At 53.1% G+C, this 16,033-nt stretch carries 17 protein-coding genes; 8 read left to right on the top strand and 9 right to left on the bottom strand.

Annotated elements, in window-relative coordinates:
* Positions 1-111: 111 nt before the first annotated feature.
* The 7 genes from ACSV5M_RS17785 (at position 112) to ACSV5M_RS17755 (ending at position 6,757) form a co-directional block, all read left to right on the top strand.
* Positions 112-1,848 carry a GNAT family N-acyltransferase gene (locus ACSV5M_RS17785; protein WP_439177812.1) on the top strand — a complete coding sequence of 579 codons (1,737 nt, stop codon included), beginning with the start codon at positions 112-114 and terminating at the stop codon, positions 1,846-1,848.
* A 189-nt stretch (positions 1,849-2,037) separates the two neighbouring features.
* On the top strand, positions 2,038-2,676 hold the full coding sequence (locus ACSV5M_RS17780) for an RpiB/LacA/LacB family sugar-phosphate isomerase (RefSeq protein WP_439177810.1): 639 nt from the start codon (positions 2,038-2,040) through the stop codon (positions 2,674-2,676).
* 268 nt (positions 2,677-2,944) lie between these two features.
* Positions 2,945-4,318: a UDP-N-acetylmuramate:L-alanyl-gamma-D-glutamyl-meso-diaminopimelate ligase gene (gene mpl / locus ACSV5M_RS17775; protein ID WP_439177808.1), complete on the top strand. Its 1,374-nt coding sequence runs from the start codon at positions 2,945-2,947 to the stop codon at positions 4,316-4,318.
* 54 nt (positions 4,319-4,372) lie between these two features.
* Positions 4,373-4,981, top strand: a complete 609-nt coding sequence (locus tag ACSV5M_RS17770) for a flavin prenyltransferase UbiX (protein WP_439177807.1) — start codon at positions 4,373-4,375, stop codon at positions 4,979-4,981.
* 73 nt (positions 4,982-5,054) lie between these two features.
* Positions 5,055-5,963 (top strand): hydroxymethylglutaryl-CoA lyase, encoded by a 909-nt coding sequence (locus tag ACSV5M_RS17765; RefSeq protein ID WP_439177806.1) that lies wholly within the window; start codon positions 5,055-5,057, stop codon positions 5,961-5,963.
* Entirely contained in the window at positions 5,960-6,304 is a 345-nt protein-coding gene (locus tag ACSV5M_RS17760; RefSeq protein WP_439177804.1) for a DUF2288 domain-containing protein, read from the top strand. Before ACSV5M_RS17765 ends, ACSV5M_RS17760 begins: the two co-directional genes overlap by 4 nt.
* A 36-nt stretch (positions 6,305-6,340) precedes the next feature.
* Positions 6,341-6,757, top strand: a complete 417-nt coding sequence (locus ACSV5M_RS17755) for a DUF6524 family protein (protein ID WP_439177802.1) — start codon at positions 6,341-6,343, stop codon at positions 6,755-6,757.
* A 43-nt stretch (positions 6,758-6,800) separates the two neighbouring features.
* On the opposite strand, the gene ACSV5M_RS17750 is transcribed toward ACSV5M_RS17755, so the two are convergent.
* Together ACSV5M_RS17750 and smrA are read right to left on the bottom strand one after the other, a co-directional pair.
* On the bottom strand, positions 6,801-7,400 hold the full coding sequence (locus ACSV5M_RS17750; RefSeq protein WP_439177800.1) for a hypothetical protein: 600 nt from the start codon (positions 7,398-7,400) through the stop codon (positions 6,801-6,803).
* A 53-nt stretch (positions 7,401-7,453) separates the two neighbouring features.
* Positions 7,454-8,038 carry a DNA endonuclease SmrA gene (gene smrA, locus ACSV5M_RS17745; protein ID WP_439177799.1) on the bottom strand — a complete coding sequence of 195 codons (585 nt, stop codon included), beginning with the start codon at positions 8,036-8,038 and terminating at the stop codon, positions 7,454-7,456.
* Between the two features lie 165 nt (positions 8,039-8,203).
* Here smrA and ACSV5M_RS17740 point away from each other — a divergent pair, with 165 nt between their 5' ends.
* Positions 8,204-9,100 (top strand): GGDEF domain-containing protein, encoded by an 897-nt coding sequence (locus tag ACSV5M_RS17740; RefSeq protein WP_439177798.1) that lies wholly within the window; start codon positions 8,204-8,206, stop codon positions 9,098-9,100.
* A gap of 35 nt (positions 9,101-9,135) precedes the next feature.
* Here ACSV5M_RS17740 and acs read toward each other — a convergent pair whose 3' ends face one another.
* The 7 genes from acs to ACSV5M_RS17705 form a co-directional block, all read right to left on the bottom strand.
* Positions 9,136-11,073 carry an acetate--CoA ligase gene (acs, locus tag ACSV5M_RS17735; RefSeq protein WP_439177796.1) on the bottom strand — a complete coding sequence of 646 codons (1,938 nt, stop codon included), beginning with the start codon at positions 11,071-11,073 and terminating at the stop codon, positions 9,136-9,138.
* Positions 11,074-11,214: 141 nt separating this feature from the next.
* Positions 11,215-11,562, bottom strand: coding sequence for a hypothetical protein (locus ACSV5M_RS17730; protein WP_439177795.1), 348 nt, complete (start codon positions 11,560-11,562; stop codon positions 11,215-11,217).
* 145 nt (positions 11,563-11,707) lie between these two features.
* Positions 11,708-12,088 carry an aspartate 1-decarboxylase gene (panD, locus tag ACSV5M_RS17725; protein WP_439177793.1) on the bottom strand — a complete coding sequence of 127 codons (381 nt, stop codon included), beginning with the start codon at positions 12,086-12,088 and terminating at the stop codon, positions 11,708-11,710.
* Between the two features lie 38 nt (positions 12,089-12,126).
* Complete coding sequence (gene panC, locus ACSV5M_RS17720) at positions 12,127-12,978, bottom strand: pantoate--beta-alanine ligase (protein WP_439177862.1); 852 nt, start codon at positions 12,976-12,978, stop codon at positions 12,127-12,129.
* Positions 12,979-13,118: 140 nt separating this feature from the next.
* The gene (gene dnaB / locus ACSV5M_RS17715) at positions 13,119-14,510 is read right to left on the bottom strand and encodes a replicative DNA helicase (protein ID WP_439177791.1); all 1,392 of its coding nucleotides are present in this window, start codon (positions 14,508-14,510) and stop codon (positions 13,119-13,121) included.
* A gap of 153 nt (positions 14,511-14,663) precedes the next feature.
* On the bottom strand, positions 14,664-15,110 hold the full coding sequence (gene rplI / locus ACSV5M_RS17710; protein ID WP_087466728.1) for a 50S ribosomal protein L9: 447 nt from the start codon (positions 15,108-15,110) through the stop codon (positions 14,664-14,666).
* A 63-nt stretch (positions 15,111-15,173) separates the two neighbouring features.
* Positions 15,174-16,025, bottom strand: coding sequence for a hypothetical protein (locus ACSV5M_RS17705; protein WP_439177789.1), 852 nt, complete (start codon positions 16,023-16,025; stop codon positions 15,174-15,176).
* Positions 16,026-16,033: the final 8 nt, after the last annotated feature.

Genomic DNA, 16,033 nt, shown 5'->3' with positions numbered 1-16,033 from the left:
CGACAACAATCCCTGCATCACCCACCTGCAACATTTCCGCAACACATTCATCACACAACCGTCATTTTGCCGTCATAACCTGTGGACGTTCACTCCTACAGGTTCGCTGCCATGCTTAACATTGAACAATCAGTCGTTAATAAATTTCCCGGTTTTGCCACCAAGGCACCACTGATCCGCAAATCCACCCTGACGCTGTTGCGCAAGCTCACCCGCGAGCAGGAGATCAACCGATTCTTGCACGATAACGAAGGCAATCGCGGTCTGGATTTTATCGAACGCATCTTTGATTACTTTAACTTCAGCTACAGCGTGCCTCACCGGGAGCGGAACAATATTCCCGCACAAGGCCGGGTGGTGATCATCGCCAACCACCCGATTGGTTCGCTGGATGGCCTGGCCCTGTTAAAACTGGTGAGCGAAGTGCGCCGCGATGTGAAGATCATCGCCAACGATATGCTGATGGCGTTTGAGCCGCTGCGTGAATTGCTATTACCGCTGGATAATATGACGCGCTCTGCCTATCGCCAGAGTTACAAAAACATCCTGCAAGCACTTAACAATGAAGAAGCGGTGATTGTGTTTCCGGCCGGTGAAGTCTCGCGCGCAAGCCCCAAGGGCATTCGCGACGGTCAATGGCAAGCGGGCTTCCTGCACTTTGCACGTAAAGCCAAAGCGCCGGTGCTGCCGATTTTTGTATCGGCGAAAAATTCTCTGCTATTTTACAGCGCCTCGTTTATCTTCAAACCCTTTGCTACCGCCCTGCTCGCCCACGAAATGTTTAACAAACATTCCAGCGAAATTAAATTTCGCGTTGGCGAAGTGATTCCACATCATGCATTGGAATCCAATAAACTCGCCGACAAAGCACTGATTAAACGCCTGAAAAAACACCTCTACAAAATTGGCAAAGGCAAGCAAGCGATCTTTGTCACCGAGAAAACTATTGCGCACCCGGAAGATCGCAGTGCACTCAAAAAAGAATTTAAAACGGCCACGCTGATCGGCGCCACCCGCGACAATCATCGCATTTATCTATGCGATTACCGTCAACATCCGACGGTGTTGCGCGAAATCGGCCGCCTGCGTGAACAGACGTTTCGCCTGGTGGGTGAAGGTACCGGCAGCCGCCGCGACCTGGATAAATACGATCACTACTACCGCCACCTGGTGCTGTGGGATGAAGATAAGCTCACTATTGCTGGCGCTTATCGCCTGGGGGACTGCGCGAGCATTTTGCATGAACAGGGCATCAGCGGTTTGTATACCGCCGATTTATTTCACTACCGCGCTGGCGCCAACCAGTACCTTGAGCAAGCCATTGAGTTGGGCCGCAGCTTTGTGAACCCGGAATATTGGGGCAAGGCCAGCCTGGATTATTTATGGCAGGGTTTGGGCGCTTATCTGCAACATCACCCCGAGGTGCGTTATGTTCTGGGCCCGGTCAGCATGAGTGCGAGTTACCCGAAAGCCTTGCGCGATTTGCTGGTGTTTTACTACCAGCGTTACTACCGCGCCCCCGCGCCCCTCGCGGAAGGCAGCCATCCGCATTTTATTGAGCCAGAAACCTATCAAGCCTTCAGCGAAATCTTTACCACCCTGGATCGCGATCAGGGCTTCGATTACCTGCAACAACAATTTTCCGAGCAGGGCCATAAATTGCCGGTGTTGTTCAAGCAATACGCGGCGTTATATGAAGACGGCGGTTACCAATTGCTGGCATTTAGCGTGGATTCGGATTTCGGTAACTGTGTCGATGGCTTGTTTATGGGTGACCTCACGCTGATGAAAGCCAATAAACGCCAGCGTTATCTGACCCCAGCGGTCGCCACCGCGAAAGTCGCCTAGCATCTCCGGCGGGCGCCGCCCGCTGCGCTGCTTCAGGTACCTCCCTTCACACTCCTTTACGACCGAACCACCCGGCTCGGTACCATCCCATGGTCTAAACCTCTACAATAGACACCCTCACATCAATAAAGCAGCGCCAACGAGCCTGCCCTCCGATTTACGTCGTTTAACCAAGAGAGAGAATCAACCATGAAAATTGCATTGATGAATGAATTCAGCCAGGCATCCAAGAATGCCGTTGTCCTGCAACAACTGAAAGACGTTGCCGCTGAGCAGAGTCACACCGTTTACAACGTCGGCATGAGCGACGACAACGACCACTACCTGACCTACATCCACCTCGGCATCATGGCCAGCCTGCTGCTGAACTCAAAGGCCGTGGATTTTGTGGTGAGCGGTTGCGGCACCGGCCAAGGCGCACTGATGTCATTAAATGCCCACCCGGGCGTCGTGTGCGGCTACTGTATCGATCCCTCCGACGCCTACCTGTTCGCCCAGATCAACAATGGCAATGCGCTCGCGCTACCGTTTGCCAAAGGCTTTGGCTGGGGCGCGGAATTGAACATCCGTTATATCTTTGAGAAGGCATTTGGCGGCGTGCGCGGCCAGGGTTATCCGGCGGAGCGTAAAGAGTCCCAGGTGCGTAATGCGGGGATTCTGAGCAGTGTTAAAAATGCGTTGACTAAGGATTACCTGGAGGGCTTGAAGTCCCTTGATCCGGAATTGGTGAAGACGGCGGTAACTGGCGAGCGATTCCAGGCATGTTTCTTTGAGAATTGCCAGGATAAAGCGATTCTTGATTTCGTGAATGGCATATTAGAACGTTAATTTTCGTTCATTGAATGAGAACGAGCATAGCGGAGTTGGGGTGCGGGACACGCCGTGAACCCATCCATGGGGGCTCAGCACCGACATCCTGTCGGTGATGGTCCCGCACCCCAACTCCGCTATGCCCTACGCGCCGCCCGATAAAGCTGTCACCTTTCTAAAGTCATTTTTATAAGTCTTTAGAGCTAAAACTGATCATCGCCAGCCTTTTTGCCCCACCACCTTAAGTGATAAGCTCGCACCCATTACGGGTTTACGAGCGATTGACATGCATATCCATATTCTCGGCGTGTGCGGCACCTTTATGGGTAGCCTCGCGCAACTTGCCAAAGCTCTCGGGCACCGCGTGACCGGCAGTGATGCCAATGTGTATCCCCCCATGAGTACTCAACTGGAGCAAGCTGGCATTGAATTGATGCAAGGCTTTGACCCAGTGCATTTGCAGCCGGCGCCGGATCTGGTGGTGATCGGGAATGCGATGAGTCGCGGGAACCCGGCGGTGGAGTATGTGTTGGCGCAGGGGATTCCTTATACGTCCGGGCCGCAGTGGTTGCGTGATTATGTGTTGCCGGGGAAGTGGGTGTTGGCGGTGGCGGGTACGCATGGCAAGACGACGACCAGCAGTATGCTGGCGTGGATTCTTGAATACGCGGGTATGGCGCCGGGTTACTTAATTGGCGGGGTGACGAAAAACTTTCCCAGTTCTGCTCGCTTGGGTGAGACGCCGTTTTTTGTGGTGGAGGCGGATGAATACGACAGCGCGTTTTTTGATAAGCGTTCCAAGTTTGTTCACTACAATGCACGCACGGTAATTCTCAATAACCTCGAATTTGATCACGCGGATATTTTTCCAGACCTCGCAGCCATTCAAAAACAATTTCATCATTTAGTGCGCACGGTACCGAATAACGGCTTGCTGATTTCGCCACAGGATGATGCGGCGCTTAATGAAGTCTTGGCCATGGGTTGCTGGACACCGCAACAAAAATTCTCTGTCGATGGTGATACCTCCGTCGAGTGGCGGGCGGAGTTGTTGGAGAAAGACGGTTCAGCATTTGCCGTGTTTCATGAAGGCACAGCAGTGGCGCAAGTGCATTGGGCGCAGACCGGTTTGCATAACGTCAATAACGGTTTAGCGGCGATGATCGCCGCGCGTCATGTCGGTGTTACACCAGAGATCAGTGCCAAAGCCCTGGAACAATTTGCCGGGGTAAAGCGGCGCATGGAATGTTTAGCCGATATCCATAGCATAAAAGTTTATGATGATTTCGCTCATCACCCCACGGCGATAAAAACCACCCTCGCCGGCCTGCGCGCTAAAGTGGGTGACCAGAAAATTATCGCCGTGATTGAGCCGCGCTCTAACACCATGCGTATGGGTGTTCATAAAGACGCATTAAATAAAGCCTGCACTGACGCCGACGACGTACTCTGGTATCAACCGCCGAATGTTGATTGGGCGATGGATGAAGTCGTAAATACCAGCCCCGTTCCGGCAAAATTACTTCACGACCTGGATGAATTAATTCACTGTGCGATTTCACTGAGCGAAGCGGATACCCACATTGTGATTATGAGCAACGGCGGATTTGGCGGCGTGCATCAAAAGATGATTGAGCAATTAAAAAAGCACGCGTTGTAATTAATATCGTTTCATATAAGGCCAACATTTTTAAGGACAGCGGGGAATTCGACCATGACACAACGCACCATCACCCTGGCCATGACTGGCGCATCCGGCGCCCAGTATGGTTTACGTTTGTTGCAATGTTTATTGGCAGCGGATTGTAAAGTGTATTTGCTGTTATCCAGCGCAGCGGAGGTTGTGATTCGCACAGAAACGGATCTGGACTTGCCGGAGACTCTCGAAGAGCAACAGGCAATGCTTAGCAAATTATTCGGTGCGGATGAAGACCAGTTGCAAATTTTTACCAAAGACGACTGGTTTTCTCCTGTTGCATCAGGCTCCAGTTCACCGACATCCATGGTGATCTGCCCCGCCAGCGGTGGTTGCCTTTCAGCGATTGCCCATGGCGCCAGCAACAATCTTATTGAGCGCGCCGCCGATGTTGCCTTGAAGGAGCGCCGGCAATTAATCCTGGTCCCCAGGGAAACACCCTATTCCGCGATTCATCTGGAAAATATGCTCAAGCTCACGCAGCTTGGCGCAGTCATTCTTCCCGCGAGCCCCGGCTTTTATATGCAACCGCAATCCATCACCGAACTGATTGATTTTATTGTCGCCCGCATCCTCGACCAATTAGGCATTGAGCAAGATCTGATGCCCCGCTGGGGCGAAGACTAATATCAAACTCCATCCGCAGGTCGGATTAGCGCAGCGTAATCCGACAACGTTCTAACCAACGCAATCAAACATTATGGCATTACCCAAAGCAGTCAAAATCATAGAAGTCGGCCCCCGCGATGGCTTGCAAAATGAAAAGCAAACCATCGCCACTGACACCAAGATTCAACTCATCAATCAATTGTCCGCAGCGGGCCTGTCTTATATTGAAGCCGGCAGTTTTGTTAACCCTAAATGGGTGCCGCAAATGGTCGACAGCGCTGAAGTGTTCGACGGCATTACCCGCAAAACCGGTGTGACTTATGCTGCGTTAACACCCAACCTGCAAAGCTTCGAGCGCGCACTCGCCGCGGGCACTGACGAGGTTGCGATATTTGCAGCAGCCTCCGAAGCCTTTAGCCAAAAAAATATTAATTGTTCTATCGCCGAAAGCCTTACGCGATTTACAGCACTGATGGAGGCAGCCCAACGCCATAACATACCCGTGCGCGGTTATATTTCCTGCGTGGTCGGCTGCCCTTACAGCGGCGCCGTTGACCCGGAAGTCGTTGTAAAAATCGCCCGGGATTTGCTGGCCATGGGCTGCTATGAGATTTCGCTGGGTGACACCATCGGTGTGGGAACGGCCGGCCAGGTCAAAGGATTAATCGAATTACTTATACAGCATATTCCCGTGGAAAAACTCGCGGTCCATATGCACGATACCTACGGTCAGGCACTGGCAAATATCTATGCCGCGCTGGAGTGCGGCGTCAGCGTTGTGGACAGCTCGGTCGCGGGGCTGGGCGGTTGTCCTTATGCGGTGGGTGCTTCAGGGAATGTCGCAACAGAAGATGTGGTTTATTTGTTGAATGGTCTCGGTATTATTCACGGCGTTGATCTGGAAAAATTGATTGCTGCCGGCAACAACATCTGTGAATCGCTCGGAAAAACCAACGGCTCCAAAGTCGCACAAGCTATCACACGGAAACACCAGGCATGATGGATGAATACCTTCCCGATGACATTGTCCAGGCAAAAATAAACCTGGAAACCGCACAAATACCCTGGCGGGAACTGCAACGCTTCTTTGCCAGCGGCAAAGCAATCGCCGTCGATTCAAGCCTCGACCTTACCGAGGTTGCGCGGGTTATTGCGCGGGATCAGTCCGCACAACTAAAGCAATGGATGGACGCCGCATTGGTAGACAGTGTGAGAGATAAGCAAGCACAAATTTGGTATGAGCAGAATGCTCTGGTCTGGGCTGTGGTGATAAAACCATGGGTGCTCGTCCAGGACGTTCTCAAGGAACAAACAGCACCGCATCAAGAAGACAAACTTTAGCAATTAATTATTCAACGTTTCAGGTCAGGAATTTTTATGAAGCCCATCTCCGCCGCCGGCGTCGGCATTCGTTTTATCTTTGCGTTGTTGTTAGTGTTCGCCACGTACAATCCCAGCGGCTACTCCTATTACCATTGGCTCTCTGCCAATTGGTCGGCACCAACACCTTACATTGCCTTGGCAGGATTAATCCTGCTGATTGGCTGGGCAATTTATCTGCGCGCCACATTGCGCTCATTGGGCTTTTTGGGTTTGATATTGGCGAGCGCTTTTCTCGCTTGTCTGGTTTGGCTTTTGGTGTATTGGGGCTGGATCAAACTGGATAAAGCAGGACCAATCACCTGGATCAGCGAAATATTGGTTGCCGCCCTGCTTGCGGTCGGCATGTCCTGGTCGCACATCCGCCGCGCTATGTCTGGCCAGGTGGATATGGATGATGTAGATGAGAACTGATGAATCAGTTCTCATCAAACTTATTCTATTGTTGGATAGAAAACTATTCCGGTGCTATCAATAAATATTGCTTGATATCTTCCTTGCGCGGATGACGATATAGCCATTGGCGGAAGGCATGTACCTGGGCGAAGTCTTCCTCCCCCAAGAGTTTTTCGTAACGATCCTGGTGAAATGCCTCCTGACGCACCTTGCGAATATTGCGTTGCCATGCGTCAGTAAAGATCCTGGGCAATTTGCCATGGAGATCCAATTGCTTAAGTAATTGCCACTCGCCCTTATCCAGCCAGGCTTCATCGCAGGCCGCACACAAATCTATCTTGTGCGCGGAATTCACGCCCATTTGGTACTTCGTCATTAACCGGCTGCATTTAGGGCAAGTGCGCACGCCCGGTTGTTCATCAGGCACATCCAGAACCGGCAGGGTTTCCGGCTCAGCAAGACCACCGTAATGGTCCAGCCAGAAGCGATAATTCATCAACGACACCAATGCACCTTCGCACTGCCCGCAGGCAGCGACTAGCAAACCCGGTTCAAGCTCCTTCGGTTCAAGCGGGGACGATTTACAGGTTGTACATTGCATATCTTTGCCCTCATTCAGGTTATCAAGCAGGAAAACTTCCCACAAGGTTTCAAATTCCATTTAATCCGTGGATATTTCCAGATAGCGATCCGAAACCTCTTAATTTCCTATTTTCACCGCTTCTTATGGTGCATCTCCCAATTCTCCAGCTTTTTCTTCTCGCTTTTACGCAACAACACATAGGTTGCCCCGCTGGCGCCATGCTGTTTCTGGGCGGAATGGAAAGCGAGTATCTCGGAGAACTGGGGTAACCAATGAGCAACGCAGCTTTTTAGCAGCGCAGGCTGCTCACGCCCTTCACCTTTACCGTGGGTAATGAGCGCGCAACGAATATCGTTGGCCATGCAGTCTTTGATGAATTGATAGACCGCCAGACGAGCCTGCTCGACTTTCATCTGGTGCAGATCAAGCCTTGCGTCAATCTGATACTTGCCCAGGCGCAGGTTCTTGTATACCCCGTGCTGAACCCCGTCGCGTTTAAACTCAAGGATAGCCAAGGGATCGACCGGCTCAACATATTCCCCAGATAAAAAATTCTTGTCGCGTGGATCTTCGGCGAGCGCCGCTTTGCGGCGAGAGGAGGCATTCAGTTTATCGTTATGGCCGGAAGCCAGGGCGACGGTCTCCGGTACCCGAATCGGCTCCACATCCTGCATCTGTTGTGTGAACAACTCGTGATCTTTGTCTTTCTCGCTCATTAATGCACCCTCCAGCAGCAAAGCTGCGCTTGTAATTCACGCGCAACCGCTATAATCGACTACAGCCATCATGCAAGGACTCGATGGCACTGGACTTATTATGCCCGAGATAATTCAGCGCAAGCCATGCTGAATTTACGATGATTCCCATATATCGGTGAAGTTATGTGGAGTAATTTTTCAATTGCACTGGTGACATTGTTGCTGGTTTTGGTGGCGGTGTTTCTTTGGGCAGTTGCTGTGTTTGCCGGCGGTGATAGCATTCCCTTGAGCAGCGTCGATATGCATCTGGCGGTGCGCAACCTGTTCTTCTGCATCGCAGCATTTATCCTGCTGTGTATTACCGCGCAATTGCCGATCCGCCGCCCGATTATTGTGAAATTGATGGTCGGCTTCGGATTGTTGTTTTTCGGTGCCTGGCAAGAATTACTCAACACCCTGGTTCACAGCGATTGGCTGCTGGTGCGCTGGCTGGAGATTGTGGGGTTGCCCGGTGGCCTGCTGGCCGCATCCTTAGGCCTGTTTGAACTTGGCAAAGCCTATCGCCTGAACCGTTTGCTACTGGGCAGTTACCGCAAGATCGAGCACAGCCTGGCCACGGTGGATCAACTGACCCAGCTCTATAACCGCCGCTATTTTTTTGCGACCTGCCCGGATTTGATGCTCTCCACCCAACATCACGATGAAACGGCCGCGCTGATTACCCTGCGCATTGCCAATCTGCAGGACACCAACCACAGCCTCGGCTACCAGGCCGGTGACGCTGTACTGACCCAGGTCGCTCGTTTGCTGCTTCGTCACACCCGCAGCCACGATATAGCCGCACGCCTCAGTGGTCGGCGCTTCGCCATGTTTCTGCCAAACACGAAAAAAGAAAACGCCGAAGAAATCGTGCACCGGCTACTGATGCATGTGGAGCATATTGGCATCACCAATGAGGCCGGCGATGAAGTTGTTCAGCGGATCGACATCGAATATGTCGTGTGTTGCGCTGAACCGGGGGAGACATTTGAAGAGTTGCTGCAGAGGGCGCGCCAGAACCTGGCGATCCTCGAGCATTAAGCAGGAGCCCGGCTATTGCCGGGCTCCGTTAACACTTACTTGTTCGCACGATTACGAATCAATTCATCCACGACTGCCGGATCGGCCAGGGTAGATGTATCACCCAGGTTATCGAGTTCGTTGGCAGCAATCTTGCGCAGGATACGTCGCATGATCTTGCCTGAACGGGTCTTGGGAAGACCGGGTGCCCATTGGATGATATCCGGCTTGGCAATCGCACCAATCTCCTTAACACACAACGCAATCAATTCTTTACGCAGCTCGTCAGAAGGCTCCACACCACTCATCAAGGTGACGTAGGCGTAGATACCCTGGCCTTTAATATCGTGCGGGTAACCTACCACCGCCGCTTCAGCAACCGCATCATGCAGCACCAGGGCGCTCTCCACCTCCGCCGTTCCCATCCGGTGGCCGGACACATTCAGCACGTCGTCAACGCGGCCGGTGATCCAGTAATAACCATCGACGTCCCGGCGCGCGCCGTCGCCAGTAAAGTAGTAGCCCGGATAGGTACTGTAATAAGTGTCGATACAACGCTGGTGGTCGCCGTAGACGCTGCGAATCTGGCTCGGCCAAGCCGCCTTGATTGCCAGGTTACCTTCACCGGCCCCCTCGATTTCCTTGCCCTCAGCATCCAGCAATACCGGCTGTACACCGAAGAAAGGCACCGTCGCTGAACCTGGCTTCAAATCAATCGCACCAGGCAAAGGGGTCAGCATATGGGCGCCGGTTTCCGTCTGCCACCAGGTATCCATGATCGGGCAGCGGCTATCGCCGACCACCCGGTAATACCATTCCCAGGCTTCCGGATTGATAGGCTCACCAACAGACCCTAACAATTTCAATGACGTTCGGGAGGTTTTGGTCACCCACTCATTACCCGCACCCATGAGTGCGCGAATGGCGGTCGGGGCGGTATAGAAGGTGTTGACCTGATGCTTGTCGATCACCTGCCAGCAGCGGGAGGCATCCGGATAGGTCGGCACCCCTTCGAACATCAGGGTAATTGCCCCATTAGTCAGCGGGCCATATACGATGTAGCTGTGGCCGGTTACCCAGCCCACGTCAGCGGTACACCAATACACATCGCCTTCCTGGTAATCAAAGACGTACTTATGGGTCATGGCCGCCTGCAACAGATAGCCGGCGGTGGTGTGCAGCACTCCCTTGGGCTTACCTGTCGACCCCGAGGTATAAAGAATAAACAGCGGGTCTTCAGCATTCATCTGCTCTGGTTCGCAAACATCGCTTTGCTGATCAACCAGATCGTGATACCAGATGTCACGCCCTTCTTTCCACTGAATATCACCAGCGGTACGACGTACCACAAGACAGGTATGGACATTCGGGCAGGATGCCAATGCTGTGTCTGTATTCTTCTTCAGCGGGACTTTTTTGCCGCCGCGGACACCTTCATCTGCTGTAATAACCACCCTGCAATCAGCATCGAGAATCCGATCTTTCAACGCCTCAGGCGAGAAACCACCGAACACTACAGAGTGGATGGCACCGATGCGCGCACATGCCAACATCGCATAGCTGGCTTCGGGAATCATCGGCATGTAAATACAAACGCGGTCGCCCTTTTTGACGCCGCGCGCGCGTAAGGCGTTGGCCAACCGGCACACTTCTGTATGCAGTTCACCGTATGTAATGAGTTGGTCTTCGGCAGGGTCATCACCTTCCCAGATGATGGCGGTTTGATTGGCCCGCTGGGGCAGATGGCGGTCAATACAGTTCACACTGACATTAAGCTTGCCACCGATAAACCAGGCAACTTCACCTTTACGCAAATCACTTTTCGTGACCTGGGTCCAGGGTTGCTGCCAAGTCAAAAATTGCTTGGCCTGTTCCGCCCAAAAAGTATCGGGCGAGTTAACCGACTCAGCATACATAGCGCGGTAGCGCTCAAGATTAATGGCTGCACCAGCCTTGAAATGTTCGGGGACGGGGTAAAGATGGACGTCGGACACGGTAATATCTCCCTGCCGTTATGTTGTTATTGGACAGACCCAAGTTAAGGTGAGCTAGCTTAACAGCTGATGACAGCAGGGACAATGACAACGTTGTCCCATTTTAACCCCCCACATCCGATTAGCAAATACCCGTCACTATCAAGGTGTTTCTGAACCTTTTGGTCCCTCCCGATCCAGTCGCTCAAGCTCCTTTTGGTACGCATCCAGATCCTCCCAGTCGTAGGGGGTGCCGGCATGTAAATCGTGGGGATGTTTGGCGCGCTCTTTCGCCTGCTCCTGCAGACTGTGATCTTTGTGCTCGTCCTGTTTCTCGTTAAGGTTTTCGTAACGCTTCAAAGCCAGATCACTGCGCCCTGGCGGCATGGTGGGGTGCTGGCTGGTATCCCGCTCCTGGTCGCGGGTCGGCTGAGTGATACCGGTTGTTTTATCGGACGGTTTTTTGCCGTGCTGTTTCTCATCCTGCTGCTTTTCATAACGTTCTGACATGGTTCAACTCCTTAGCATCTGCAACGTTCTTGGAGTTTCGACATCGGGGAACGCAAAGATTCACTCATCCAGAGAGATAAAACGCACCAAGCAAAAGGGCCGCTAAGCGGCCCTTGGGAAAGATTGTGCAGCAGATCTGTGAGGATCAGGCAACTTGCATAGGAATGGTATTGGTTGTGCGCTCGACACGGTTGTTTTCATCGAGATAAACCAGCTTGGGCTTGTAATTGAGCAGCTCCGCCTCGCTATAGTGACCGTAGGTCGCGATTATCACCCGGTCACCCACCTGTACCTTACGCGCTGCCGCACCATTCATTGAGATGGTCCCGGAACCCGGCTCGGCCAGGATAATGTAGGTGTGAAAACGCTCACCGTTGTTCACGTTATAGATATCGATTTGCTCGAACTCACGCAAGCCGGCCAATGCCACCAGGTCGGCATCAATCGCGCAGGAACCGTCGTACCAGAGCTCCGCCTGGGTGACCTTGGCCATGTGCAACTTACCTTTCAACATTTGTGAGAGCATGACACTCCTCCTGCTTTTGTTACTGGAACTGACGACTGTCAGCCCAATACCACTGAAACATTGTCAATTAACCGGGCACCGCTGGTGTACATGGCGCCGAGGATGGTGATGTCGCGATCATCGTGAGCCGCCAACTCCAGGGTATGGCTGTTGCAGATGCTGATGTAGTCCACACGAAACCCAGCGTCTTCAATCTGTTTGCGCGCGGCATCCGCCAAGACTATAAAATTCGTTTCACCGGCCACAATCCGCTCTTTGATCCAATTCAGGCTGCGATTCAACTGCACGACCCGCGGCCGCTCGTCCGACGTGATAAACACATTGCGCGAACTCATGGCCAAACCATCGGGTTCGCGGACTATATCGCCGGGAATAATCCTGACTGGCATACATAAGTCTTCCACCATCCGGCGGATCACCGCCAATTGCTGGAAATCCTTGGTGCCGAATACTGCCGCATCAGGCTGCACGATATTGAATAACTTGGCCACCACAGTGGTCACGCCTTCAAAATGGCCCGGCCGGCTGGCGCCACAAAGCACATCTGTCATGGTAGGCACGATGACACGGGTCTGCTCGACCATACCATTGGGGTAGATTTCCTTGTCGGAAGGGCAAAACAGGTAATCGCAGTGGGCAGCTTCAAGGCGCGCAGTATCTGCCGCCAGGGTACGTGGGTATTTATCCCAATCTTCATTCAACCCAAACTGCAACGGGTTAACAAAGATACTGGTAACCACCACATCACAGTGGCGCTGGGCAATCCTTACCAATTCGATATGGGCGTCATGCAGATTACCCATCGTGGGCACAAAGCCGATACGCTTGCCCGCTCGACGTTCCTGCTGCAGCGCTTCGCGCAGTGATTGAATGTGGTGAAACACTTGCATCGTCATAACGGACACACCCAAACTGTTACCAAAGACCCCACATCCGGGCGCGCGATAATACACTCTTGCGCCGGGTAAGTACATTTTTTACCCGTCTTTTCCCTGTCGCAGGTTAGACAGAAAAATTATAGATTGATCAATTAATAACCATCATTCTGAAAATACTCCGGCGCCAGGTTATCGAAGCGGGTGTATTTACCGATAAACGCTGCCCGACAGGTACCGATTTCACCGTTACGCTGCTTACCGATAATCAATTCCGCAATACCCTTATCCGGACTGTCTTCGTTGTAGTACTCATCGCGGTAGATAAACAGGATCACGTCCGCATCCTGCTCAATCGCACCGGACTCCCGCAGATCTGAGTTCATTGGTCGCTTATTGGGACGCTGCTCCACCCCCCGGTTAAGCTGGGAGAGCGCGATCAGCGGACAATCAAATTCTTTGGCAATCGCTTTAAGCGAGCGTGAAATCTCGGAGATTTCCTGGGTTCGTCCTTCGCTGGAGCCAGCAATCTGCATCAACTGAAGGTAGTCCACCATGATCATGCCGGGGTTACCGTGCTCGCGGGCTATGCGCCGCACGCGGGCGCGCAATTCCTGGGGACTGAGGCCAGGAGTGTCATCAATAAATAACAGCTTGTCTTTCATCTTGGCCACGGCCGATGACAGTTTGGGCCAGTCTTCCTCAGTCAACTTACCGTTGCGCATCCGTCCCTGATCAATACGGCCCACCGACGACATCATACGCATGACCATCGCGGCGGAGGGCATTTCCATACTGAACACAAGTACCGGTCGATTCTGACTGAACATGGCACTTTCAACGAAATTCAGGGCCAAGGCGGTTTTACCCATAGAAGGACGGGCAGCAAGGATGATCAGTTCACCCGGCTGCCAGCCCGATGTACGGGTATCGAGGTCGGCAATACCCGAGGGTACTCCGGTAATGTCGCTGCCGGAGCGGAATAGCTCGTCGATACGCTGCACTGTAGCTTTCAGTAGGTCATTAACACCCACCAGGCCGCCCTCTTTGGGGCGATCTTCGGCAATTTCCGCAACCCGCTTTTCGGCCAGTTGCAGCAGGTCGTCGGAGTCGAGGCCGGAGGGGTTATAGCTGGACTTGCTGATTTCCTGGGCCGCTGCAATCAACTGCCGCAGGGTGGAGCGCTCGCGCACTATGCGCGCATAGGCCACGATATTCGCGGCACTGGGTGTGTTGTTGGCCATCTCGACCAGGTAGGCCAGGCCGCCCACACGCTCCAGCTGGTCATGGCGATGCAGTTCTTCCGACAGGGTAATTACGTCCAGCGGTTGGGCGTTTTCCTGCAGGATCTGCATCATCTTGAAGATCTGTCGGTGGTCTTCGCGATAGAAGTCCACCTCGGAGATCACCTCAAGCACCGCATCCAGGCGCTTGTTGTCGAGCATCAAACCACCCAGAACCGCCTGCTCCGCCTCGATAGAGTGGGGCAAGAGAGTCTTTTGGGCGACGGCTTCCGCCGAGGGCAGTTCAAAGGATGCTTCAGACATAGGCAATAAACTACGGAATTATTTGAAAGACTGAAATAAAAAATCGGGCACTACAAACAACCCGAAGGGGTGTCGATAGTGCCCGATTTCGTCACGCTTGTCAGTATGCCCCGGTCCGTCGAGAACCTTGGCGCACTGCATCAAGTAGCGCGATTACTCTGCAACCACCGCCAGTTTGACGGTTTGGATGACTTCCGGGTGCAGTTGAACGTCGATGTCGAACTGACCTACTTCGCGCAGCACACCTTCCGGCAGACGCACTTCAGATTTGGTCACTTCTACGCCGGCAGCAGTAATCGCATCAGCGATGTCGCGAGTACCGATAGAACCGAAGAGTTTGCCCTCGTCGCCAGCGTTAGCTGCGATGGTGACTGACAATTCAGCCAGTTTGGCAGCACGTGCTTCAGCTTCGGCTTTCTTGGCAGCTGCAGCAGCTTCAAGACCTGCGCGACGCTCTTCAAATTCAGCAACGTTTTTTGCTGTTGCAGCAACAGCCTTGCCTTGCGGCAACAGGTAGTTACGGCCAAAACCCGCCTTAACAGAAACCTTGTCACCGATCTTGCCTAATTTACCTACTTTATCGAGCAGAATAACTTCCATCTCGTTTACCCTCTCAGTTTTCATTTATCTAACGGGCAGCTGAGCATTGCTTGTGAGGTTAAGCTACAGCTTCGGCTTAAACCGCCCGCGAAAATTCAGCCACGTATCTAAAAACGCCACGATAACCAGCAACTGTGCGACGACATCCAACAGGAACACCAGCACATAAAACCCGACCAACCATGGCGTACCCATGCGCTTGACTGCCACAAAGCGGTGGACAATTGCCACCCCCATGACCAGCAGCGGTAACACAAACAGCGTGGCCCAGGAACGGTAGTCCGGCGACTGCGTCAGGCAGTAAACGGCTGCTGCCATACAAACAACCGCCTGGAGGCTATTCAAGCGAAACTGCTGGAATTCCTCCGCAAAACCGCCCGGGTTGTACAGCGCCGCTTGCCACCAACGCCCGACAATGACGCCGAACAAACTGCCCATGGCCGTGACATAAGCGATCATGCCGACCACAAACGTCTGGCCAGGCATCTCCACCGTGGACGGCTCCACCTCACTGAACAGCTGTTTGACAAACTCAGCCAGGGAAGCGGTCAGTTGGGCCAGTAAATCCGGCACCAGCACCAATTGCAGCAAGGCCGCCAGGGTGCTCAACGCCACTAATCCCATCAGGGTATAGGGCCAGGACACACTGTTGCGCAATATCAGGGCGGTAACATAGGTCACCACTAAACCGCTGATCGCCAGGATCGGCATCAGCGGCTGCATCTGTCCCATCGCCAGGGAAATCAGCATCGGCAGCAAACCCCATAACAGGATCAACAAGCCATTACCGATTCCTTTGCGCAACGACACCAATGCAATAGTTGCCGGCGTCAGCACGGGTACTGCGGTGCCCAGAACGGCCACCACAGCAGCTTGCGTGCGGCCGCGCATGATGAACTCAGCCAGCGCACGCATGGTTAAAC

This window comes from Cellvibrio sp. ARAG 10.3 (genome assembly GCF_051846955.1).
Taxonomy (GTDB): domain Bacteria; phylum Pseudomonadota; class Gammaproteobacteria; order Pseudomonadales; family Cellvibrionaceae; genus Cellvibrio.
This window is presented reverse-complemented; position numbering and strand designations above follow the sequence as displayed.